The organism is Streptomyces sp. NPDC012637 (assembly GCF_042954805.1).
GTDB lineage: Bacteria > Actinomycetota > Actinomycetes > Streptomycetales > Streptomycetaceae > Streptomyces.
This window is the reverse complement of sequence record NZ_JBIBDS010000005.1, coordinates 564,597-586,009: the sequence shown is the minus strand read 5'-3', so window position 1 is coordinate 586,009 and position 21,413 is coordinate 564,597. Positions and strand designations below refer to the sequence as shown.

At 72.9% G+C, this 21,413-nt stretch carries 18 protein-coding genes and 1 pseudogene; 4 read left to right on the top strand and 15 right to left on the bottom strand.

Translation table 11 applies throughout. The features are described 5' to 3' along the window. Positions 1 to 3: 3 nt before the first annotated feature. The 9 genes and pseudogenes from ACFY8W_RS23005 to rimP all read right to left on the bottom strand — a co-directional run bounded on the left by ACFY8W_RS23005 (position 4) and on the right by rimP (position 11,104). Positions 4 to 969, bottom strand: coding sequence for a bifunctional riboflavin kinase/FAD synthetase (locus tag ACFY8W_RS23005; protein ID WP_391108300.1), 966 nt, complete (start codon positions 967 to 969; stop codon positions 4 to 6). Between the two features lie 2,577 nt (positions 970 to 3,546). Continuing rightward, positions 3,547 to 3,990: pseudogene (locus ACFY8W_RS23000) on the bottom strand (trypsin-like peptidase domain-containing protein); the annotation flags it as partial. A gap of 164 nt (positions 3,991 to 4,154) precedes the next feature. Further along, complete coding sequence (gene truB / locus ACFY8W_RS22995; RefSeq protein ID WP_391108156.1) at positions 4,155 to 5,057, bottom strand: tRNA pseudouridine(55) synthase TruB; 903 nt, start codon at positions 5,055 to 5,057, stop codon at positions 4,155 to 4,157. Next, a complete protein-coding gene (gene rbfA, locus ACFY8W_RS22990) occupies positions 5,054 to 5,503 on the bottom strand; it encodes a 30S ribosome-binding factor RbfA (protein WP_391108153.1) in 450 nt (149 codons plus the stop codon). The genes truB and rbfA overlap by 4 nt, the downstream gene beginning before the upstream one ends. A gap of 29 nt (positions 5,504 to 5,532) precedes the next feature. Further along, on the bottom strand, positions 5,533 to 5,826 hold the full coding sequence (locus tag ACFY8W_RS22985) for a DUF503 domain-containing protein (RefSeq protein WP_365348776.1): 294 nt from the start codon (positions 5,824 to 5,826) through the stop codon (positions 5,533 to 5,535). A 143-nt stretch (positions 5,827 to 5,969) separates the two neighbouring features. Then, the gene (gene infB, locus ACFY8W_RS22980) at positions 5,970 to 9,050 is read right to left on the bottom strand and encodes a translation initiation factor IF-2 (RefSeq protein WP_391108150.1); all 3,081 of its coding nucleotides are present in this window, start codon (positions 9,048 to 9,050) and stop codon (positions 5,970 to 5,972) included. A gap of 163 nt (positions 9,051 to 9,213) precedes the next feature. Continuing rightward, a complete protein-coding gene (locus tag ACFY8W_RS22975) occupies positions 9,214 to 9,492 on the bottom strand; it encodes a DUF448 domain-containing protein (protein WP_391108147.1) in 279 nt (92 codons plus the stop codon). 101 nt (positions 9,493 to 9,593) lie between these two features. Continuing rightward, positions 9,594 to 10,595, bottom strand: coding sequence for a transcription termination factor NusA (gene nusA, locus ACFY8W_RS22970; RefSeq protein WP_391108144.1), 1,002 nt, complete (start codon positions 10,593 to 10,595; stop codon positions 9,594 to 9,596). A 2-nt stretch (positions 10,596 to 10,597) separates the two neighbouring features. After that, positions 10,598 to 11,104 carry a ribosome maturation factor RimP gene (gene rimP, locus ACFY8W_RS22965; protein WP_391108141.1) on the bottom strand — a complete coding sequence of 169 codons (507 nt, stop codon included), beginning with the start codon at positions 11,102 to 11,104 and terminating at the stop codon, positions 10,598 to 10,600. Positions 11,105 to 11,266: 162 nt separating this feature from the next. Here rimP and ACFY8W_RS22960 point away from each other — a divergent pair, with 162 nt between their 5' ends. The 4 genes from ACFY8W_RS22960 (at position 11,267) to ACFY8W_RS22945 (ending at position 14,175) form a co-directional block, all read left to right on the top strand. Next, positions 11,267 to 11,830, top strand: a complete 564-nt coding sequence (locus ACFY8W_RS22960) for a hypothetical protein (protein WP_391108138.1) — start codon at positions 11,267 to 11,269, stop codon at positions 11,828 to 11,830. Next, on the top strand, positions 11,827 to 12,243 hold the full coding sequence (locus ACFY8W_RS22955) for a DUF4439 domain-containing protein (RefSeq protein WP_391108135.1): 417 nt from the start codon (positions 11,827 to 11,829) through the stop codon (positions 12,241 to 12,243). The genes ACFY8W_RS22960 and ACFY8W_RS22955 overlap by 4 nt, the downstream gene beginning before the upstream one ends. A gap of 83 nt (positions 12,244 to 12,326) precedes the next feature. Then, a complete protein-coding gene (locus ACFY8W_RS22950; protein WP_391108133.1) occupies positions 12,327 to 13,211 on the top strand; it encodes an aminoglycoside phosphotransferase family protein in 885 nt (294 codons plus the stop codon). A 40-nt stretch (positions 13,212 to 13,251) separates the two neighbouring features. Then, positions 13,252 to 14,175 (top strand): SPFH domain-containing protein, encoded by a 924-nt coding sequence (locus ACFY8W_RS22945; protein ID WP_391108130.1) that lies wholly within the window; start codon positions 13,252 to 13,254, stop codon positions 14,173 to 14,175. A 67-nt stretch (positions 14,176 to 14,242) separates the two neighbouring features. Here the strand turns inward: ACFY8W_RS22945 and ACFY8W_RS22940 are convergent, their stop codons facing one another. From ACFY8W_RS22940 to dxr, 6 genes are all read right to left on the bottom strand, one after another. Beyond that, positions 14,243 to 15,943, bottom strand: a complete 1,701-nt coding sequence (locus ACFY8W_RS22940; RefSeq protein WP_391108127.1) for a proline--tRNA ligase — start codon at positions 15,941 to 15,943, stop codon at positions 14,243 to 14,245. 80 nt (positions 15,944 to 16,023) lie between these two features. Further along, a complete protein-coding gene (locus ACFY8W_RS22935; RefSeq protein WP_391108124.1) occupies positions 16,024 to 16,569 on the bottom strand; it encodes a GNAT family N-acetyltransferase in 546 nt (181 codons plus the stop codon). A 21-nt stretch (positions 16,570 to 16,590) separates the two neighbouring features. Continuing rightward, positions 16,591 to 17,436, bottom strand: coding sequence for a GNAT family N-acetyltransferase (locus ACFY8W_RS22930; RefSeq protein ID WP_391108121.1), 846 nt, complete (start codon positions 17,434 to 17,436; stop codon positions 16,591 to 16,593). 139 nt (positions 17,437 to 17,575) lie between these two features. After that, complete coding sequence (gene ispG, locus ACFY8W_RS22925; protein ID WP_391108118.1) at positions 17,576 to 18,733, bottom strand: flavodoxin-dependent (E)-4-hydroxy-3-methylbut-2-enyl-diphosphate synthase; 1,158 nt, start codon at positions 18,731 to 18,733, stop codon at positions 17,576 to 17,578. A gap of 104 nt (positions 18,734 to 18,837) precedes the next feature. Further along, a complete protein-coding gene (locus ACFY8W_RS22920) occupies positions 18,838 to 20,142 on the bottom strand; it encodes a site-2 protease family protein (protein ID WP_391108115.1) in 1,305 nt (434 codons plus the stop codon). After that, entirely contained in the window at positions 20,139 to 21,389 is a 1,251-nt protein-coding gene (gene dxr / locus ACFY8W_RS22915) for a 1-deoxy-D-xylulose-5-phosphate reductoisomerase (RefSeq protein ID WP_391108112.1), read from the bottom strand. The genes ACFY8W_RS22920 and dxr overlap by 4 nt, the downstream gene beginning before the upstream one ends. Positions 21,390 to 21,413 lie beyond the last annotated feature (24 nt).

Below are 21,413 nucleotides of genomic sequence, written 5' to 3'. Positions count from 1 at the left end.
CGCTCAGGCGTGGCCGTGCTCGCGGTCGTACGTGGCCGTGAGCTCGCGGCACTGCTTGACGTCCTCGGCCATCGCCACGAGCAGGTCGTCGAGCGTGTCGAACCTGAGCATGCCGCGCACGTAGGCGAGGAAGTCGACGGTCACGTGGAGGCCGTACAGGTCCAGGCCCTCGCGGTCGATCGCGTACGCCTCCACCGTCCGCTCCGTGCCGTCGAACTGCGGGTTGGTGCCCACCGAGATCGCGGCGGGCATCCGCTCGCCCGCGGCCGTCAGCCAGCCCGCGTACACGCCGTCGGCGGGGATCGCGGTGTGCGGCAGGGTCTCGACGTTGGCCGTCGGGAAACCCAGCTCGCGGCCGCGCTGGGCGCCGCGCACGACGACGCCCTCGACGCGGTGCGGCCGGCCCAGGATCTCGGCGGCGCCCGCCATGTCGCCCTCGGCGACGAGCCGGCGGGTGAGCGTGGAGGAGAAGGGCTCGCCACCGCCGGCGGCGCCGCGCACCCGGAGGTCGATGACCTCGACCTCGTAGTCGTAGGTGGCGCCCAGCTCGGCCAGGAACGCGACGTTCCCGGCGGCCTTGTGGCCGAAGCGGAAGTTGGGTCCCTCGATCACGCACCTGGCGTGCAGCTTGTCGACCAGGACCTTCACGATGAAGTCGGCCGGGGACAGCTGCGAGAACTCCGCCGTGAAGGGGAGGATCAGGACGGCGTCCACGCCGAGTTCCGCCATCAGCTCCGCGCGGCGGTGGTGCGGGGCGAGCAGCGGCGGGTGGCTGCCGGGGCGGACGACCTCGGAGGGGTGCGGGTCGAAGGTGACGACGACCGAGGGGACGCCCAGCTCGCGGGCGCGCTCCACGGCGCGGCCGATGATCAGCTGGTGCCCGCGGTGCACCCCGTCGTAGGAGCCGATGGTGACGACGCTGCGTCCCCAGTCCTGGGGGATGTCCTCCAAGCCACGCCAGCGCTGCACTGTGACCGCTCCTCGTCCGCCTGTACCCATGTCCGCGTGTACGCCTGTTGGCGCAGGTCTAAGACTGCCATGAGCATGCGGCTGCGTCGGCATCGGCATGGTGTGCGCCTCGTCTCGGAGTTCGCGGCGGAGGAAGCGGGAGGCTCCGGTTCCGGGTGCGGCGAGCACGGGACCGAGGGCGGCGCGCTGGGCGGGCAGGGCGAGCAGGCGGACGACGAGGGGGTGGAGGACGCAGCGGACCTCGGGCCCCTTCTCCAGACGCGCGTCGACGAACGCGGCGACGAGGGGCGCGCCCTCGGGGCGCTGCTCGGCGTACTCGGCGACGAGGGCGGCGGCGCGGCGGGCGAGGCGGGGTGGGTCGACGTCGGCGAGGACGGTGAGCACGGGCGCGGCCTCGGCGCCGTGGAGCCGGGTGCGGAGCGCGTCGAGGACGGCGTCGGGGTGGGTGGGCAGTGCGGCGGCCAGGGCGTCGGCCGGTACGCCCGGTTCGGCGAGCGCCCGCGGCAGGAAGCGGTCGCGGGTGCCGGGGTCCCGCAGCAGTATCCCGAGGGCGATGCCGTGCAGCGGCTGGTCGGCGGGGCGGGCGAGCAGCGCGAGCGCCGCGTAGCGCAGGGTGCTGCGGTCGGCCGGGTCGGTGACGTGCGGGGCGACGAGCCGTCCGTACGCCGCTGCCGCCGCGCGCCGCTCCGGGCGCCCGTCGTCGTGTGCCCAGCGGTCCACGGCCCGGCACAGCGCCGCGGGCTCGTCCTCGGCGAGCGCCGCGAGCAGGCCTTCGGCGAGCGGGTGCGCGGTGGCGACCAGGGCCTCGCACAGGTCGTCCACGGCGAGTGCGCGATGGGTGTGCAGGAGCGCCTGCGCGGCCCTGCCGACGGTGGCCCCGGGCGCCCCGGCGAGGATCCGCTCGTCCCCGAACCACCGGCACAGCAGCGGCTGCACGCCGCGCGGGTCCGCCACGAGTCGCGCGGCGGCCAGGTCCAGGAACCGCCCCTCGGGCGCGGGTTCCGCCGCGACCAGCCGCCGCAGCAACTCGAGCCGCTCGCCCTCCGGCACGCGCACCCCGGCCCAGAACTCCGCCCCGAAGCCGGGCAACGCCCCGCGTTCCGCGACCCGGTCGGCCAGCCTGCGCAGCACTCCCGTGTAGGGCCGCAGGTCCTCGAGCCCGCCGAACACGCCGGCGAGCAGCCGCGAGGCCCACCAGACCCCCTCGCCGGCCTCGGCGGCGACCTCGGCGGCCGTCTCCGCCGGTCCCGTCGCCCCGCCCGCCAGGGCCGCCAGCGCGTCCACCAGCGCGAACAGGCGCGGGACCAGGGCGTCCGGGCCGTGGGCGTGGTGGAGGTGGTGGAGGGACTGGAGCACGGGGCCGATGCGGTGGCGGGGGACGGGGAGGGTGCTCGGGTGGTGGATCAGGGTGTCCAGGGCACCGTCGATGTCGAGGTGGGTGCCCTGGAGCCAGTCGGCGAGCTCCTCGTGGGCGAACCGGTAGCCGCCGCCCGCCGGGACCAGCAGCGTCTCGGTGAGGACCGCGGAGGCCCAGCCGGTGCGCCAGGGGAACAGCTCCTCGAAGGACTCCCGGTCCAGTTCGCCCTGGCCGGGGCCGAGGCAGCGGCGGGCGGCCTCGTGGACCTGGCCGCTGACCCGGGCGGCGAGCCGGCGGACCGCGGTGCCCCGCAGGACGGGGCGGCCTGCCGCGGCGATCCGGACGGCGACGCGCAGGCACATCAGGTCCAGGTGGGCCTGGAAGATCTCGTAGCGGCCGGGCCGGCCGGTCAGTTCGCCCCGGGCCGCCGTCCGGAGCTCGCCCAGCAGCCGGAGCGCCAGGGGATGCAGGGCGTCGGCCTCGGCGACGGCGTCGTCCGGGACTCCGTGACGGCGCCGGGCCTGCGCCGCCTCCGCCTCGGTGAGGTCGCCCAGGAGCGTGACGGCGGGCTCCGTCGCGTACAGGCCGGCCGCCTGCTCCCAGTGTTCGGGGCGGCACGCCACGACCATCCGCGCGCCGTGGGCGGTCAGCCACTCCTCGGTGGCGGCGGTCCAGGGCGCGAGGCGGTGGGCGAGGAGCGGCGGCATCTCCTCCGGGGCGTCGAGGAGGATCAGGAGCGGGCCGTGCGCGGCTGCCTGCTCGGGGGTGACGGCGGCGGGGTCGCCGGGCGTGCCGGACGCGGCGGCGACCCGGCCGGCCCGGCGCAGGGCCCGGCCGACGGCGGCGGCGACGCAGCGGTCGTCGGCGCGCAGGTCGGCGCCGCGCAGCCAGACGGTGGGCGCGGGCGCCGGGCCGCCGGCGCGCGCGGCGGCGATGCCGGCCAGGGCGGTGGTGCGGCCGGTGCCGGGCGTGCCGACGACGGCGCGGACGGGTGCGGCGCCGTCGTCGAGGACGCGCGGCTCGGGCAGGTCGTCGAGCGTGCCGGTGGTGGTGGCGGTGAGTTCCAGGACCCCGGCCGGGTTGAGGTCGCGGCCGTAGCAGGGCACGGTGGCGGCGTTGCGGCGGAGCAGTGCGGCGAGCGGTCCGAGCGGAGGGATCGGCAGGGCGTGGCCCGCGGCGCGCCGGTCGCCGTGGGCGGCGGTGCCGAGGACGGCGAGGACGGCTCCGGTGGCGGGGTCGAGGACGGGCCCGCCGGCGGCCGTCCCGCCGTCGTGGAGGGCTTCGGCGCCCTCGGTGCCGATGGCGAGTTCGAGGGCGGTTCCCGCGGTGGTGCCGAGGACGCGGGCCTCGCGCCAGCCGTGCGCGGAGATCCGCACGTACGTGCCGGGCTCGATGTCCTGCCGGTGGGCGAGGGGCAGCGGGCGGGCGGCGAGTCCGCCGGTACGGACGAGGGCGAGCCCGCTCTCGGGCAGCGGGGTGATGTCGGCGGCCGTGGCGCGGCGGGCCGGGCCGCCGGGGACGCTCACCAGCAGGCCGTCGTGTCCGGCGACGACCTCGTGGCCGGTGAGCAGGGTGCCCTGGTGGTCGGCGAGGAATCCCGTGCCGAGAGGACGGCCGCGCGGGTCCTCGATCCGCACCAGTGTCGCCAGGTCCCCGCTCCCCATGGTCCGACGGTAGGTCGGCGGTGATCAGCGGGAGAAGCGCGTGAGCCGAACGCGCCCCCTCGCACTCCCCCGTTCGCTTCGAGCGCTTCTCCGTAGGGGTGAAGTCGCGGACATGACGGTGGGGCGGGCACGCGCACGTGCCCGCCCCACCGTGAGTGAGCGGCTCAGCCGAAGACGGCCAGGCTCTTCGCCTTGCCCCGCTGGTCCTCGACCAGCGCGAGCAGCCGCCCGTCCGGTCCGAAGACCGCGACCGGGCCCGCCGGGTACGCCGGCATCTCGAGCCGGACGCCGTTCAGCAGCAGCCGGGCCCGTCGCTCGTCGACGTCCCAGCGCGGGAACGCCGCCGCGGCGGCCTCGGCGACCGGCATGACCGTCAGGTTCTCCTGGAGCTGGTCCAGGGTCCGCGCGCCGTCCAGCTTGTACGGTCCGACCCGGGTGCGGCGCAGCGCGGTCAGATGGCCGCCCACGCCGAGACCGGCGCCGAGGTCACGGGCGAGCGCCCGGATGTAGGTGCCGGAGGAGCAGACCACGGAGACGACCAGGTCCACGACCGGCGTGCCGTCCTCCGCGGTGTCCTCGCGCACGTCGTACACGCGGAAGGAGGAGACGGTGACCGGACGGGCCGGGATCTCGAACTCCTCGCCGCCGCGCACCCGCGCGTAGGACCGCTTGCCGTCGATCTTGATCGCGGAGACCTTCGACGGCACCTGCATGATGTCGCCGGTGAGCTCGGCCACGCCCGCGTCGATCTGCTCGCGGGTGACCTTCGACGCGTCGACCGACGCCGTGATCTCGCCCTCGGCGTCGTCGGTGATCGTGGTCTGCCCCAGGCGGATGGTGCCCAGGTACTCCTTCTCGGTCAGCGCGAGGTGACCGAGCAGCTTGGTGGCCCGCTCCACGCCGAGGACGAGGACGCCCGTGGCCATGGGGTCGAGCGTGCCGGCGTGGCCGACCCGGCGGGTCTTGGCGATCCCGCGCATCTTGGCCACGACGTCGTGCGAAGTGAAGCCCGACGGCTTGTCGACGATGACAAGCCCGTCGGGCGTCTTCTGGTACTGCTGGCTCATTCGGCGGCTTCGTCCGTTTCGTCGGAGCCCGGCTTCTTGTAGGGGTCGGCCTCACCGGCGAAGGCGGCGCCCGAGGACGCCTCGCGTACCTTGGCGTCCGAGGCGCGCGCCCGGTCGAGCAGGTCCTCGATGTTCCGGGCGGTCTCCGGGAGGGCGTCCGCCACGAACGTGAGCGTCGGGGTGAACTTGGTGCCCGCGGCCCGGCCGACGGCCGAGCGCAGGATGCCCTTGGCGCTCTCCAGGCCGGCGGCGGCGCTGGCCCGCTCCTCCTCGTCGCCGTAGACCGTGTAGAAGACCGTGGCCTCCCGCAGGTCGCCGGTGACGCGGGTGTCCGTGATGGTCACGTGCGTGCCCAGGCGCGGGTCCTTGATGCCGCGCTGCAGCTTCTCGGCGACCACCTCCCGGATGAGGTCCGCCAGTTTCTTCGCCCGCGCGTTGTCGGCCACTGGTCCTTCTCCTTCTTTGCCTTGCTCATTCAGTCTTCATCAGTGTGGAGCCTGCGTCGCACGGACAGCAGTTCCACTTCGGGCCGGGCCGCGACCAGCCGCTCGCAGCGGTCGAGCACGTCCGACACGAACCCCGCGTCCCCGGACACCAGAGCGACCCCGATACGGGCCCTGCGGTGGAGGTCCTGGTCGCCCACCTCGGCCGCGCTCACGGAGAACTTGCGCTGGAGCTCGGCGACGATGGGCCGGACGACGGAGCGTTTCTCCTTCAACGAATGAACGTCGCCGAGGAGCAGATCGAAGGACAGAGTCCCCACGTACATGCGGTGCCGGATGTCCCGCCGGTTCGGGTTCGACGGCCTGCCGGGCCCACGCCCGGCAGGAACATCAAAACCGTACACGCAACGGCCGGGGCCGATCGACGGAAATACTTCCCGCCGACCGGCCCCGGACGCGATCCCGTGCGTTACGCGCGCGGCTTCTCGCGCATCTCGTACGTCGCGATGACGTCGTCGATCTTGATGTCGTTGAAGTTTCCGAGGTTGATACCACCCTCGAAGCCCTCGCGGATCTCGGTGACGTCGTCCTTGAAGCGACGCAGACCCTCGATGTTGAGGTTCTCCGCCACGACCTTGCCGTCGCGGATGAGGCGCGCCTTGGTGTTGCGCTTGACCTCGCCGGAGCGGATGAGGACACCGGCGATGTTGCCCAGCTTGGACGAGCGGAAGACCTCGCGGATCTCCGCCGTACCGAGCTCGACCTCTTCGTACTCGGGCTTGAGGAGGCCCTTGAGCGCCGCCTCGATCTCCTCGATCGCCTGGTAGATGACCGAGTAGTACCGGACGTCGACGCCCTCGCGCTCCGCCATCTGCGCGGCACGGCCGGCCGCACGGACGTTGTAGCCGATGACGATGGCGTCGGAGCCCATGGCCAGGTCGATGTCCGACTCGGTGACCGCACCCACACCGCGGTGCAGGATGCGGATGTCGACCTCTTCGCCGACGTCGAGCTGGAGCAGCGAGGACTCCAGGGCCTCGACCGCACCGGACGCGTCGCCCTTGATGATGAGGTTGAGTTCCTGGACCTGACCGGCCTTGAGCACCTTGTCGAGGTCCTCGAGGGACACCCGGCGGACGCGCTTGGCGAAGGCGGCGTTGCGCTCACGCGCGGCGCGCTTCTCGGCGATCTGGCGGGCGGTGCGGTCCTCGTCGACGACGAGGAAGTTGTCGCCGGCACCCGGGACGTTGGTGAGACCCAGGACCAGGACCGGAGTCGACGGGGTCGCCTCCTCGACGTTGTTGCCCTTGTCGTCGAGCATCGCGCGGACACGGCCGTACGCGTCGCCGACGACCATCGTGTCGCCGATGCGCAGCGTGCCTCGCTGGACGAGGACGGTCGAGACCGCACCACGGCCGCGGTCGAGGTGGGACTCGATCGCGATGCCCTGCGCGTCCTGGTCCGGGTTGGCCCGGAGGTCCAGGGCGGCGTCGGCGGTCAGGACGACGGCCTCGAGCAGCTTGTCGATGTTCAGGCCCTGCTTGGCGGAGATGTCGACGAACATCGTGTCGCCGCCGTACTCCTCGGCCACGAGGCCGAACTCGGTCAGCTGACCGCGCACCTTGACCGGGTCCGCACCCTCGACGTCGATCTTGTTGACCGCGACCACGATCGGCACGTCGGCCGCCTTGGCGTGGTTCAGCGCCTCGATCGTCTGGGGCATCACACCGTCGTTGGCCGCCACCACGAGGATCGCGATGTCGGTCGACTTCGCACCACGGGCACGCATGGCGGTGAACGCCTCGTGACCCGGGGTGTCGATGAAGGTGATCTTGCGGTCCTCGTCGTTGACCTGGGTCGCGACCTGGTAGGCACCGATGTGCTGGGTGATGCCACCGGCCTCGCCCGCGACCACGTTGGTCTTGCGGATCGCGTCGAGGAGCCGGGTCTTACCGTGGTCGACGTGACCCATGACGGTCACGACCGGCGGACGGGAGACCAGGGCCTCTTCGCCGCCCTCGTTCTCGCCGAACTCGAGGTCGAAGGACTCCAGCAGCTCACGGTCCTCCTCCTCGGGGGAGACGATCTGAACCGTGTAGTTCATCTCGTCGCCGAGGAGCTGCAGCGTCTCGTCGGAGACGGACTGCGTGGCCGTGACCATCTCGCCGAGGTTCATCATGACCGCGACGAGCGACGCCGGGTTGGCGCCGATCTTCTCCGCGAAGTCGGTGAGGGACGCACCGCGCGACAGGCGAATGGTCTCGCCGCCACCGCGAGGCAGCATCACACCGCCCACGGACGGGGCCTGCATGGCCTCGTACTCCTGGCGCCTCTGACGCTTCGACTTGCGGCCACGACGCGCGGGACCACCGGGACGACCGAAGGCGCCCTGCGTGCCACCACGGCCACCCGGGCCGCCGGGACGGCCGCCGAAGCCGCCGGGACGACCGCCGAAGCCGCCGCCGCCACCACCGGGACCACCGGGACGACCGCCGCCGCCACCCGGACCGCCGGGACGACCGGCGAAGCCGCCGCCGCCACCGCCGGGACCGGCCGGACGACCGGCGAAGCCGGGACGACCACCGCCGCCGCCGGGACCGCCCGGACGACCGCCGGGGCCACCCGGGCCACGGCCGCCGGGGCCCGGACGCGGGCCGGCAGCGGGACGCTGCGGCATCATGCCCGGGTTCGGACGGTTACCGCCGGGCGCGCCGCCGGGGCGCGGAGCCTGCGGACGGGGCATGCCACCGGGGGTCGGACGCGGAGCGCCGCCCTGGGGGCGCGGAGCGCCGGGAACGCCGCCGGGACCCTGCGGGCGCGGAGCGCCGCCGGGACCGCCCTGGCCGCCGGGACGCGGAGCGCCACCCTGCGGACGGGGCGCCTGGGGGCGCGCCATGCCGGTGGAGCCACCGGAGGTGAAGGGGTTGTTGCCCGGACGCGGGCCGGCCGGGCGACCGCCCGGACGCGGGGCCTGCTGACCCGGACGGGGAGCCTGCTGACCCGGACGCGGCGCCTGCTGGCCCGGACGGGCAGAGGTCGGACGCGGGCCGGGGGCCGCGCCACCGGGACGCGGACCGGCGGCCGGGGCCGACGGAGGCGCGGTGAACTCCGGCGCGGCCGGAGCCGGGGCGGCGGGAGCCGGCTTGGGCGCGGGCTTCGGACCCGGACGGGGGCCCGACGCGGCCGGAGCCGGAGAGGGGGTGCTGCTCGCGGGCGCGGCCGGAGTGACCGGGGCCGCAGGCGCGGCGGGGGCCGGCTTGGGGGCCGGGGCGCCGGGCTTGGGGGCAGCGGGACGGGCCGCAGCGGCCGGAGAGGGCGCCGCGGGCTTGGGGGAGGGCGCCGCCTTGCGGGGCGCGCCAGGCTTCGCAGCGGTCTTGCCGGCGCCACCGCCGGGACCCTGCAACGCATCAGTCAACTTGCGCACGACCGGCGCCTCGATCGTCGAGGACGCCGAACGGACGAATTCACCGAGTTCTTGGAGCTTGGCCATGACGACCTTGCTCTCCACGCCGAACTCCTTGGCGAGTTCGTATACCCGGACCTTAGCCACTTCGCTCCTTTTAGGTCCGGTTACCGCCGGACCGTCGCTACTTCATGGGCGTACTCATCGCGTACTCATCGAGTGCTCATCGCAATCTCGACCTACTTCCAACTCGCGAGGTACCTGACCGCACGGGGTGTTCCGTGCCGTACATCTTTTGTGCCGTACATCTCTACGATGCGGTCTGCTCGACATCCGCGCGCAGCGCCGTGGTGTCGAGCGGCCCCTGGACCCGAAAGGCCCGCGGGAAAGCCCGACGGCGCACCGCCAGGTCGAGACAGACCAAGGCGGGGTGCAGGTACGCACCCCGGCCGGGCAGCGTACCGCGATGATCGGGAACGCACTCGTCCTTATTCATCACGATCCGCAGCAGATCGCTCTTGGCCGCTCGCTCCCGGCATCCCACACAGGTTCGCTCAGGGCACACGCGGGCATGCGTCCGGCCAGACACGTTAAGTCTACCTCCCCGTACCGACCTCACCCGTTCGGGGCAAAAATCGAACAGTCGTTGGCCAAAAAGGATCAGTGCCGGTACGGGACCAGGCGCCCCCGCTAGCGGGCGGCGCCCTCACCCTGCTGCTCGGTGTCCGGACGGATGTCGATCCGCCAGCCGGTGAGCCGCGCGGCCAGGCGGGCGTTCTGGCCCTCCTTGCCGATGGCCAGCGACAGCTGGTAATCGGGCACCGTCACCCGGGCGGAACGGGCCGCCAGGTCCACGATCTCGACCTTGGACACCCGCGCGGGAGAGAGCGCGTTGGCCACCAGCTCGGCCGGGTCGTCCGACCAGTCGACGATGTCGATCTTCTCGCCGAGCAGCTCCGCCATCACGTTGCGCACCCGGCCGCCCATGGGGCCGATGCAGGCGCCCTTGGCGTTCAGACCCGAACGGGTGGAACGGACGGCGATCTTGGTGCGGTGGCCGGCCTCACGGGCGATGGCGGCGATCTCGACGGAACCGTCGGCGATCTCCGGCACCTCCAGGGCGAACAGCTTCTTCACCAGATTGGGGTGGGTGCGCGAAAGGGTGACGGACGGACCGCGCACACCCTTCGCCACCCGGACGACGTACGTGCGCAGCCGGAGACCGTGCGTGTAGTCCTCGCCCGGCACCTGCTCCTGCTTCGGGAGGATGGCCTCGAGACGGTCGTCCAGCCGGACGAGGACGTTCTGCGGGTCCTTGCCCTGCTGCACCTGGCCGGCCACGATGTCGCCCTCGCGGCGCGCGTACTCGCCGAAGGTGACGTCGTTCTCGGCGTCGCGCAGCCGCTGCTGGATGACCTGGCGGGCGGTGCTCGCCGCGATCCGGCCGAAGTCCGACGGCGTGTCGTCGAAGTCCTTGGGCTCCTGGCCCTCCTCCAGCTCGGAGGGGTCTTCCTTCGCCCACACCGTCACGTGACCGGTCTGCCGGTTCAGCTCCACGCGCGCGTGGCGGCGGGCGTCGGGGGTGCGGTGGTAGGCGATGAGGAGGGCCGACTCGATCGCCTCGACCAGCATCTCGAAGGAGATTTCCTTCTCCTGTGCCAAGCCCTTCAGGAGCTTCACGTCGATGTCCACGGCTACGCCTCCTCTTCCTTCTTGTCCTTGCGGTTGAACTCGATCTCGACACGCGCCTTGGCGATCTCGGAGAACTCGATCCGGCGGGCGGTCGCCTTGCGGCCCTTCACGCCCGGAACCTCGGTGTCCAGACCGTCCTCGTCCACCGCGAGGACACGGGTGACGACCTCGCCGCCGCCGGCCTCGGGGGTCAGCTGGAGCTTGACCAGACGGCCGGTGGCACGCAGGTAGTGACGGTGCTGGGTGAGCGGACGGTCGGCGCCCGGGGAGCTGACTTCGAGGACGTACTCGCCCTCGCCCATCGCGTCCGTCTCGTCGAGCTTCTCGGAGATGACGCGGCTCAGCTCGGCGCAGAGGTCCAGCTCGACGCCCTGGTCCGAGTCGACGACGACCCTCAGCAGTCCGCGACGGCCGGCCCGGGACACCTCGATCTCCTCGAGGTCGAGGTCCTTCGCGTGAACGAGCGGCTCCAGAAGACCGCGCAGCCGTTCGTTCTGGGTGGTGCTCATCCGGGTGACTCCTCGGCCGCGTGTGCTGTTGTGGGTTCGTCGCGTGTCAGATCAAAGGGTATCCGGTCCCGGAGGGTGTTGCCGTCCACCGGGCCGGGGGTCGCGGGTACGCTCGCCTGCGGCGATCTTGAGGATCTTCGAACACGCGAGGGAGGAGGAGGCGTGACGACGGTGGGCAGACGCGCGCTCCTGACGGCGGGCGCGGCCGGTGCGGCAGGGGCGGCGGTGACGCTCTCGGGCTGCACGTCCGACGGGGAACGGGGCGGCCCGAGGAAGCCGAGCGCCGCCGAGCGGGCGGCGGCCGCCGAGGCCGCGCTGCGCGCCCGGTCGGCGAGCACCAGTCGCGCCCTGCTGCTGCGGTACGACGCGGTCATCGAGGGCCACCCGGCCCTCGCGGCCCGGCTGGCGCCGCTGCGGGCGTCGGTGGCGGCCCAGGTGAAGGCGCTGGGCGAAGGCGGCACGGCGCCCGCCCCCGGCCCGACCGCGTCCGCCTCGCCCTCCACCCCGTCGTCCGCTCCCCCGCCCTCCCGGTCCCCCGCCCCCGTCCGGGTGCCCGCGGATCCCGCCGCGGCGCTCCGGGACCTCGCCACCGCCGTACGGGCCACCGCCGACACCCACACGGCCGCGCTGCTGACCGCGCCCCCCGAGTACGCCCGGCTGCTCGCCTCCGTCGCCGCCTCCGGCGCGGCGCACGCCTACCTGCTGACCGAAGGGGGCCGCGGATGAGCGCGCTCGACGCGGCCCAGGCCGCACTCGCCGCCGAGCACGCCGCCGTGTACGGCTACGGGGTCGTCGGCGCCCGCGTCGACGGGTCCCGGCGCGCCGACGCCACCGCCGCCTACGAGGCCCACCGCGCCCGCCGGGACGCGCTGCGCCGCACCGTGCGGGACCTGGGCGGCGACCCCGTGGCCGCGGCCGGCGGCTACGAGCTGCCGTTCGCCGTACCGGACCCGGCCGCCGCCGTACGGCTCGCGGCCGTCCTGGAGGACCGGGTCGCCGGCGTCTACTCCGACCTCGTCCGCGCCACCGACGGCCCGCTGCGCCGCGACGCGGCGGCGGCACTGCGCGAGGCGGCGGTGCGCGCGGTGCGCTGGCGCGGCAGCGACGTAACCTTTCCTGGGCTCGCGGAGCGGGCCTAGGGCCTGTCCGGGGGGTGTGCCCCTGGGGCTTGCCCCTGAGCCGGGCCTCGGGCCGTCGAAGGAACGAAGGAATCAACGCACGCATGGGTTTCGAACCGCCGCAGCGACTGGTGCGGGCTCTCGGCGAGACGTACGGGGAAGCTGCCGCGGCCGAATGGCTCGGGGAGCTCCCGGAGCTCGCCCGGGACACGCTGGACGACGCCGGGCTCGTCGCCGAACGGGTGATGGCACCCGGCGGGCGCAGCAGCCTCGTCGTCCTCGTGCCCGAGGCGGTCGTGAAGATCGCGCCCGGCTTCGCCCGCCCGGACCTGGAGCGGGACGCGCTCGCGCACTGGAACGGCTGGGGCGCGGCGCGGCTGCTCGGCGAGACCGGGAACGGCGGTCTCGTCCTGGAGCGGCTGCACCCCGAGGTGTCCCTGCGCTCCCTGCCGGAGGCGAAGGCCCTCCTGGAGGCCGCCGGGACGGTACGGAAGCTGTGGGTGGAGCCGCCCGCCGGGCACGGCTTCGAGTCGGTCGCCGGGCGCACCGGCCGGCAGGCGGAGGCCATGGGGCCGTACCGGACCGACACCGAGGCCGGCGAGCTCGTCGCCGCCGCGCTCGCCGCGCGCGAGGAGCTCGTGGCCGGGGCCTCCGAGACGCTGCTGCTCCACGGCCAGTTCCGGCAGGGCAAGGTCCTGGCCGGCGACCGTGCGCCGTGGCTCGCGGTCGGCCCCGAGCCGCTGGTCGGCGAGCGCGCCTACGACCTGGCCAGACTGGTCCGGGACCGGGTGGAGGACCTGGTGGCCGCGTCGGCCGGGGCTTCGGCGGCACGCCGCCGGGTGAACAAGCTCGCCGACGCCCTGGAGATCGACCGGGAGCGGCTGCGCGGCTGGACCCTGTTCCGCGCCGTCGAGTCCGCGATCCGGTCGCTCACGGCGGGCCGGCCGGCGGACGCGGAGCTGCTGCTCGAGTTCGCGGGCTGGTTGTAGGGGAATACCCTTGCTGTAACCCTTCCCCGAGGGGGCCGTGATGATCCAGGAGCTGTTGATGGCCGCCGTCGGAGCGGCCGTGGTGGTCGCCGCGTACGCCGGTGCGGCGGCCCGGGTGGTCAAGCAGTACGAGCGCGGGGTCGTGTTCCGCTTCGGCAGGCTGCGCGGTGAGGTGCGCCAGCCCGGATTCAACATGATCGTTCCGTTCGTGGACCGCCTGCACAAGGTGAACATGCAGATCGTCACGATGCCCGTGCCCGCCCAGGAGGGCATCACCCGGGACAACGTGACGGTGCGGGTGGACGCGGTCGTCTACTTCAAGGTCGTGGACGCGGCGGAGGCCCTGGTGCGGGTGGAGGACTACAAGTTCGCCGTCTCGCAGATGGCGCAGACCTCGCTGCGGTCGATCATCGGCAAGAGCGACCTGGACGACCTGCTGTCCAACCGGGAGAAGCTCAACCAGGGCCTGGAACTGATGCTGGACTCGCCGGCGATCGGCTGGGGCGTCCAGATCGACCGGGTCGAGATCAAGGACGTCTCGCTGCCGGAGACCATGAAGCGGTCGATGGCCCGGCAGGCGGAGGCGGACCGGGAGCGGCGGGCGCGGCTGATCAACGCCGACGCGGAGCTGCAGGCGTCGAAGAAGCTGGCGGAGGCGGCCCACCAGATGGCGGAGGCGCCGTCCGCGCTGCAGCTGCGGCTGCTCCAGACGGTCATGGCCGTCGCCGCCGAGAAGAACTCGACGCTGGTGCTGCCGATCCCGGTGGAGCTGCTCCGCTTCCTCGAACGCGGCGCCGCCTCCCCGGCCGGCGAACACCACCACGCCCCCCTGCCGCCTCCGGTGCCTCCGACGCCGGCGCCGCCGTCGGAGGCGTACCTGGCGGGGCGGGCGGACGCGGTGGACGCGATCGAGGACCTGACGGGCGCGTCGGTGGACCCGGCACCGAGGGAGGAGACCTCCTGAGGGGCCGGGACGGCCGCGGGAACGCCGAAGGGGCGCGACCTCACGGGTCGCGCCCCTTCGGGTCGGGTCAGGCCGAGAGGCGGGCGATGGCCTCGTCCACCGGGAGCTCCTCGCGCTCGCCCGTGCGGCGGTCCTTCAGTTCCACCACGCCCTCCGCCGCGCGGCGGCCGGCGACCAGGATCTTCGGGACGCCGATGAGCTCCGCGTCGGTGAACTTGACGCCCGGGGAGACGCCGGCGCGGTCGTCGACCAGGACGCGCAGGCCCGCGGCGGCGAGCTTGTCGGAGACCTCGAGGGCCAGCTCGGTCTGGAGGGCCTTGCCGGCGGCGACGACGTGGACGTCGGCCGGGGCGACCTCGGCGGGCCAGCACAGGCCCTTGTCGTCGGCGGTCTGCTCGGCGAGGGCCGCCACCGCGCGCGAGACGCCGATGCCGTAGGAGCCCATGGTCACGCGGACCGGCTTGCCGTTCTGGCCGAGGACGTCGAGCTTGAGGGCGTCGGCGTACTTGCGGCCCAGCTGGAAGATGTGGCCGATCTCGATGGCGCGGTCCAGCTTCAGGCCGGTGCCGCACTTCGGGCAGGGGTCGCCGTCCTGGACGACCACGACGTCCACGTACGCGTCGACCTCGAAGTCACGGCCCGCGACGACGTTCTTCGCGTGCGTGCCCTCCTTGTTGGCGCCGGTGATCCAGGCGGTGCCGGGCGCCACCCGCGGGTCGGCGAGGTACTGCACCTTGTCCAGGCCCTGCGGGCCGACGTAGCCGCGGACCAGGTCGGGACGGGCGGCGAAGTCCGTCTCCGTGACCAGCTCGACGGTGGCCGGGGCGAAGTGCGCCTCGACCTTGTCCATGTCGACCTCGCGGTCGCCGGGCACGCCGACGGCGACGACCTCGCCGTCCACCTTCACGAGGAGGTTCTTGAGGGTGGCGGAGGCCGGCACGCCGAGGGAGGCGGCGAGGGTCTCGATGGTGGGCGTGTCGGGGGTGGGGATCTCCTCGGCCGCGGGGACGGCGGAGCCGTCGACCGGCTTCACCTCCTGGTAGACGGCCTCGGTGTTCGCCGCGAAGTCGCAGTTCGGGCAGTCGGCGAAGGTGTCCTCGCCGGCCTCGGCCGGGGCGAGGAACTCCTCGGACTTGGAGCCGCCCATGGCGCCGGCGGTGGCCGCGCAGATGCGGTAGTCGAGGCCGAGGCGCTCGAAGACGCGCTGGTAGGCCTGGCGGTGCAGGGCGTAGGACTTCGCCAGGCCCTCGTCCTCCAGGTCGAAGGAGTAGGAGTCCTTCATCAGGAACTCGCGGCCGCGCAGGATGCCGGCCCGCGGGCGGGCCTCGTCGCGGAACTTCGTCTGGATCTGGTACAGGGTGACCGGCAGGTCCTTGTAGGACGAGCACTGGTCCTTCACCAGGAGGGTGAAGATCTCCTCGTGCGTCGGGCCGAGGAGGTAGTCGCCGCCCTTGCGGTCCTGGAGGCGGAACAGCTCGGCGCCGTACTCGTCCCAGCGGCCGGTGGCCTCGTAGGGCTCGCGGGGCAGCAGCGCCGGGAGGGACACCTCCTGGGCGCCGATGGCGTCCATCTCCTCGCGCACGATGCGCTCGACGTTGGAGAGGACCTTCTTGCCGAGGGGCAGCCAGCTCCAGATGCCCGCGGCCGTGCGGCGGACGTAGCCGGCGCGGACGAGGAGCTTGTGGCTGAGGACCTCGGCGTCCGCCGGGTCGTCGCGCAGCGTCTTCGCCATCAACTGGGACATGCGCTGGACCGGTGCGTTGGCCATGGTTCTCGTACTCCTGCCGGGTAATGCCGGGTGATCGGTGATGGCTAGGAGGTTAGCCGGGTCGCCCCTGGTCGGTGAAATCAGTTCCCGCGCCTGAGCGGCAGCGGGGCTCCCATCACCGCGTACGGGCGGGGCGCGCTGGGGAAGAGCACCCGCCGGGCGAGGTCGGTGTAGCCGAGGGAGCGGTACAGGCCGCGGGCGGGGCTCTCGGTGTCGATGGCGGAGAGGATGGAGCGGGGCAGCTCGGACCGGTCGGTGATGGTGGTGATCAGGTCGCGGCCCACTCCCCTGCCCTGGAAGGCGGGGTGGACGTGCAGCTCGGTGATGACGAAGGAGTCGTCGAGCCACTCGACGTTGCCCTCGGCGCGCAGGTACGGCTCCACCACCGTGGACCACCAGTGGGAGCGGTCGTTGGGCATGCCGTAGACGAAGCCGACGAGCCGTCCGTCGGGTGTGGTGGCACCGTACGCGCACGCGCCGGGGTTCAGGAGGTGGCGCAGCACGATGTGGCGGCGTACGGCCACCTCGGCCGCGTCGAGGCCGAAGGCGACGGCCTGGACGGCGAGGGCCTCGTCGACCCGTGCGGCGAGATTGACCGGCGCGACCACGACCTCGGTGTCATCCATGCGCCGCACCCTACAAGCCGGTCAGAACAGCACGCTCATGAAGGCGCCGACCTCTTCGAAGCCGACGCGGCGGTACGCGGCGCGGGCGGGGGCGTTGTAGTCGTTGACGTAGAGGCTGACCACGGGTGCGACGTCGGCGAGCGCGTAGCGCAGGACGGCGGCCATGCCGGTCTCGGAGAGGCCCTTGCCGCGGTGCTCGGGGGCGACCCAGACGCCCTGGATCTGGCAGGCCTGGCGGGTGGCGGCGCCGATCTCGGCCTTGAAGAGGACCTTGCCGTCCTCGATGCGGGCGAAGGCGCGGCCGGAGCCGACGAGTTCGGCGACCCGGGCCTGGTAGAGCAGCCCGCCGTCGCCGGAGAGCGGGGAGATGCCGACCTCCTCGGTGAACATGGCCACGCACGCGGGCATGATCACGTCCATCTCGTCCTTGCGGACCCGGCGGACCAGCGGGTCGGCCTCGACGGTGGCGGAGGGCTGGTCGGCGGTCATCAGCGGCTGGTGGGCGCGGACGTCGCGGGCGGGGCCCCAGCTGGGTTCGAGGAGCCGCCACAGGTGGGCGGTGGGTTCGGCGGGGCCGACGATGGAGGAGCAGCGGCGACCGGCCCGGCGGGCCCGGTCGGCGAAGGCGCGGACGGCCTCCGGGGTGGCGCAGATGGGCACGAGGTTGGCGCCGGAGTAGCACAGGGAGGTGAGGTGTCCGTCGCTGTACCAGCCCCACATCTCGCCGCCGAGGCGCCAGGGGTCGAGTCCGGCGAGCTGGACGCGGGCGGTGACGAAGGCGTTCTCGACGGGAGCGCTGTCCAGGACGGCGAGCGCTGCGCCGAGGTCGGCGGGTTCGAGGACCCGCGTCGATGATTGCGTCAACACGTGGGGCCTCACCGTACGGTTCTACTGGTCTTGGCACCATACCCTCGTTCTCGCTGATGAGGGGGTACGAACTTCTCGCCGTTCCGGAGGTACGGAAAAGCCCCTCCCGAGGGAGGGGCTTTCCGGGGACCGGTGCGGGTCAGCCGGCGACCGAGACGGTCGGCTCGCCGCTGGTGACGCCGTCCTTCTCCATCTGCTCGGCGATCTTCATGGCCTCGTCGATGAGCGTCTCGACGATCTTGGACTCGGGGACGGTCTTGATGACCTCGCCCTTGACGAAGATCTGGCCCTTGCCGTTGCCGGAGGCGACGCCGAGGTCGGCCTCGCGGGCCTCGCCGGGGCCGTTGACGACGCAGCCCATGACGGCGACGCGGAGCGGGACCTCCATGCCCTCCAGGCCGGCGGTCACCTCCTCGGCGAGCTTGTAGACGTCGACCTGGGCGCGGCCGCAGGACGGGCAGGAGACGATCTCCAGGCGGCGCTGGCGCAGGTTGAGCGACTCCAGGATCTGGATGCCGACCTTGATCTCCTCCGCCGGCGGGGCCGACAGGGACACGCGGATGGTGTCGCCGATGCCCTCGGAGAGCAGGGCGCCGAAGGCGACGGCGGACTTGATGGTGCCCTGGAAGGCGGGGCCGGCCTCGGTGACGCCCAGGTGCAGCGGGTAGTCGCACTGGGCGGCGAGCTGGCGGTAGGCGTTGACCATCACGACCGGGTCGTTGTGCTTGACCGAGATCTTGATGTCCTGGAAGCCGTGCTCCTCGAAGAGGGACGCCTCCCACAGGGCGGACTCGACGAGCGCCTCGGGCGTGGCCTTGCCGTACTTGGCGAGGAGGCGGGCGTCCAGCGAACCGGCGTTGACGCCGATGCGGATCGGGGTGCCGGCCGCGGAGGCCGCCTTGGCGATCTCCTTGACCTTGTCGTCGAACTGCTTGATGTTGCCCGGGTTGACGCGGACCGCGGCGCAGCCCGCGTCGATGGCGGCGAAGACGTACTTCGGCTGGAAGTGGATGTCGGCGATGACCGGGATCTGCGACTTCTTCGCGATGGTCGCGAGGGCGTCGGCGTCGTCCTGGGTCGGACAGGCGACGCGCACGATCTGGCAGCCGGACGCGGTGAGCTCGGCGATCTGCTGCAGCGTGGCGCCGATGTCGGAGGTGCGGGTGGTGGTCATCGACTGCACCGACACGGGGGCGTCGCCGCCGACGGCCACCGATCCGACCTGGATCTGGCGGCTCTTGCGCCGCTCAGCGAGCTTGGTCGGAACGGACGGGATACCGAGAGAGATCGCGGTCATCAGCTGTACAACCCCAAGGTGTGGTTCATCGGGCTCAGGTCTTCGAGATTACCGCCCCGGGGGCGGGCGGCCGGACACCGCAGGGGTGTCCGGCCGGGTGCGCACTAGGTCAGCTTCACCGGGTTGACGATGTCGGCGACCAGGACGAGCAGGGTGAAGCAGACGAACACGCCCGCCACCACGTACGCGGCCGGCATGAGCTTGGCCACGTCGAACGGGCCCGGGTCGGGCCGCCTGAAGATCCGCGCGGTGTGCCGGCGGACCGACTCCCACAGGGCGCCGGCGATGTGGCCGCCGTCGAGCGGGAGCAGCGGGAGCATGTTGAACAGGAACAGCGACACGTTGAACATGACCAGCAGGTTCATGAACCAGACGAGGATGGTCTGCGGCGGCGCGTCCAGGGTCATCAGCTCGCCGCTGAGGCGGGCGGCGCCGACCACGCCGACGGGCGAGTCCTTCGCGCGCTCGCCGTCGCCGAAGGCGGCGTCCCACAGGGCGGGGATCTTGCCCGGCAGGGCGATGACGGACTCGACACCGGCCTGGAGCTGGTCGGACATGCGGTCGACGGACTCGCCGAAGGTCAGCGGCAGGACCTCGGTCTTGGAGGCGAAGCCCAGGTAGCCGGCGGGCACGGTCTGCAGCGGCTGGACGACCCGGCCGTCGGCGTCCTTCTTGTAGACCTCGTTCTTGATGAGGGTCGGGTGCAGGTCCATGCGCCGGCCGTCGCGCTCGACGGTGACGGTGGCGGGGCCGATGGTGTCGCGGATGTGGTCGGAGAGCGTGTTCCAGTCCGAGACCGGGGTGCCGTTGAAGGCGACGATCCTGTCGCCCTGCTTCAGGCCCGCGGCGTAGGCGGGCGAGACCGGGTCGCCGGCCTGGCACTGCTCGCGCTTGGTGTCCTGGGCGATGACGCACTTCTGGACGCCGGCGACCTTGGTGGTCTGGGTCTCGAAGCCGATGGCCATGGCGCTGCCGAAGAACAGCACGACGGCGAGCACCAGGTTCATGAAGGGCCCGGCGAACATGACGATGACGCGCTTCCACGGCTTGCGCGTGTAGAAGAGCCGGGACTCGTCGCCGGGCTGCAGCTCCTCGAAGGAGGCCTCGCGGGCGTCCTCGATCATGGAGCGCCACGGGGAGGTGGAGCGGGCCTCGATCCGGCCGTCCTTGCCGGGCGGGAACATGCCGATCATGCGGATGTAGCCGCCGGCCGGGATGGCCTTGATGCCGTACTCCGTCTCGCCCTTCTTCCGCGACCAGATGGTGGGGCCGAAGCCGACCATGTACTGCGGCACGCGGATGCCGAACAGCTTGGCCGTGGAGAGGTGCCCCAGCTCGTGCCACGCGATGGAGACGAGGAGTCCCAGCGCGAACAGCACGATGCCGAGAACGGTCAGGAGTGTGGTCATGCGCGCGCCTCCGCGATTGCCTTCGCCGCGAGTTCCCGGGCCCGGGCCCGGGCCCAGGTCTCCGCTTCCAGGACGTCCGACACCGTGAGCGAGGTTCCCCTGCCCGGGTCCCCGTGCTCGGTGACGACCGCTGTGACCGTATCCATGATTCCGTTGAACGGCAGCCTTCCGGCGAGGAAGGCGTCCACGCACTCCTCGTTGGCGGCGTTGAAGACGGCGGGCGCGGTGCCGCCGAGCTCGCCGACGTGGCGGGCCAGGTTCACCGAGGGGAAGGCCTCGTTGTCGAGCGGGAAGAACTCCCAGGTGGAGGCCGTGGACCAGTCGAAGGCGGGGGCCGCGTCGGGGACCCGCTCGGGCCAGCCGATGCCGATGGCGATCGGGCCGCGCATGTCGGGCGGGGTGGCCTGGGCGAGCGTGGAGCCGTCCGTGAACTCGACCATGGAGTGGACGTAGGACTGGGGGTGGACGACGACCTCGATGCGGTCGAACGGGATGTCGTAGAGCAGGTGCGCCTCGATGACCTCCAGGCCCTTGTTGACCAGGGTGGCGCTGTTCACCGTGATGACCGGGCCCATCGCCCAGGTCGGGTGGGCGAGGGCGTCCTCGCGGGTGACGCCTTCCAGCTCCTGGCGGGTCCGGCCGCGGAAGGGGCCGCCGGAGGCGGTGACCACCAGCTTGCGGACGTCGGCGCGGGTGCCGGCGGCGAGCGCCTGGAAGAGGGCGGCGTGCTCGGAGTCGACCGGGATGATCTGGCCCGGCTTCGCCAGCGCCTTCACGAGCGGGCCGCCGACGATCAGCGACTCCTTGTTGGCGAGCGCGAGCGTCCGGCCGGCCTCCAGGGCGGCCAGGGTGGGCGCGAGGCCGATGGAGCCGGTGATGCCGTTGAGGACGGTGTGGCAGGGCGAGGCGGCGAGCTGGGTGGCGGCGTCGGGGCCGGCCAGGATCTCGGGCAGCGGCTCGGAGCCGTAGAGCGCCGTCAGGGCGGTACGGAGCTCCTCGGCGGCCTCCTCGCGGGCGACGGCGACCGTGCCGACCCGCAGCCGGTGCGCCTGCTCGGCGAGCAGCCCGATCCGGCCGCCGGAGGCGGCGAGGGCGGTGACCCGGAACCGGTCGGGGTTGCGCAGGACCAGGTCGATGGCCTGGGTGCCGATGGACCCGGTGGAGCCGAGGACGACGATGTCCCGGCGGCCTTCGGACACGTCGAAGGCGATGTGCGGGTCGGCGAGAGGAGAGGGGCGGTCGCTCATGCCCCCCATTCTTGCCGCAAAGAC

What these genes read in the sequence shown, in the direction of transcription:
- dxr (WP_391108112.1), bottom strand. Translation starts at nt 21,389, where the DNA reads ATGAGCGACCGCCCCTCTCCTCTCGCCGACCCGCACATCGCCTTCGAC.
- ACFY8W_RS22945 (WP_391108130.1), top strand. Translation starts at nt 13,252, where the DNA reads ATGATCCAGGAGCTGTTGATGGCCGCCGTCGGAGCGGCCGTGGTGGTC.
- ACFY8W_RS22935 (WP_391108124.1), bottom strand. Translation starts at nt 16,569, where the DNA reads ATGGATGACACCGAGGTCGTGGTCGCGCCGGTCAATCTCGCCGCACGG.
- ACFY8W_RS22920 (WP_391108115.1), bottom strand. Translation starts at nt 20,142, where the DNA reads ATGACCACACTCCTGACCGTTCTCGGCATCGTGCTGTTCGCGCTGGGA.
- ispG (WP_391108118.1), bottom strand. Translation starts at nt 18,733, where the DNA reads ATGACCGCGATCTCTCTCGGTATCCCGTCCGTTCCGACCAAGCTCGCT.
- ACFY8W_RS22955 (WP_391108135.1), top strand. Translation starts at nt 11,827, where the DNA reads ATGAGCGCGCTCGACGCGGCCCAGGCCGCACTCGCCGCCGAGCACGCC.
- ACFY8W_RS22940 (WP_391108127.1), bottom strand. Translation starts at nt 15,943, where the DNA reads ATGGCCAACGCACCGGTCCAGCGCATGTCCCAGTTGATGGCGAAGACG.
- ACFY8W_RS22985 (WP_365348776.1), bottom strand. Translation starts at nt 5,826, where the DNA reads ATGTACGTGGGGACTCTGTCCTTCGATCTGCTCCTCGGCGACGTTCAT.
- ACFY8W_RS22950 (WP_391108133.1), top strand. Translation starts at nt 12,327, where the DNA reads ATGGGTTTCGAACCGCCGCAGCGACTGGTGCGGGCTCTCGGCGAGACG.
- truB (WP_391108156.1), bottom strand. Translation starts at nt 5,057, where the DNA reads ATGAGCCAGCAGTACCAGAAGACGCCCGACGGGCTTGTCATCGTCGAC.
- rimP (WP_391108141.1), bottom strand. Translation starts at nt 11,104, where the DNA reads ATGAGCACCACCCAGAACGAACGGCTGCGCGGTCTTCTGGAGCCGCTC.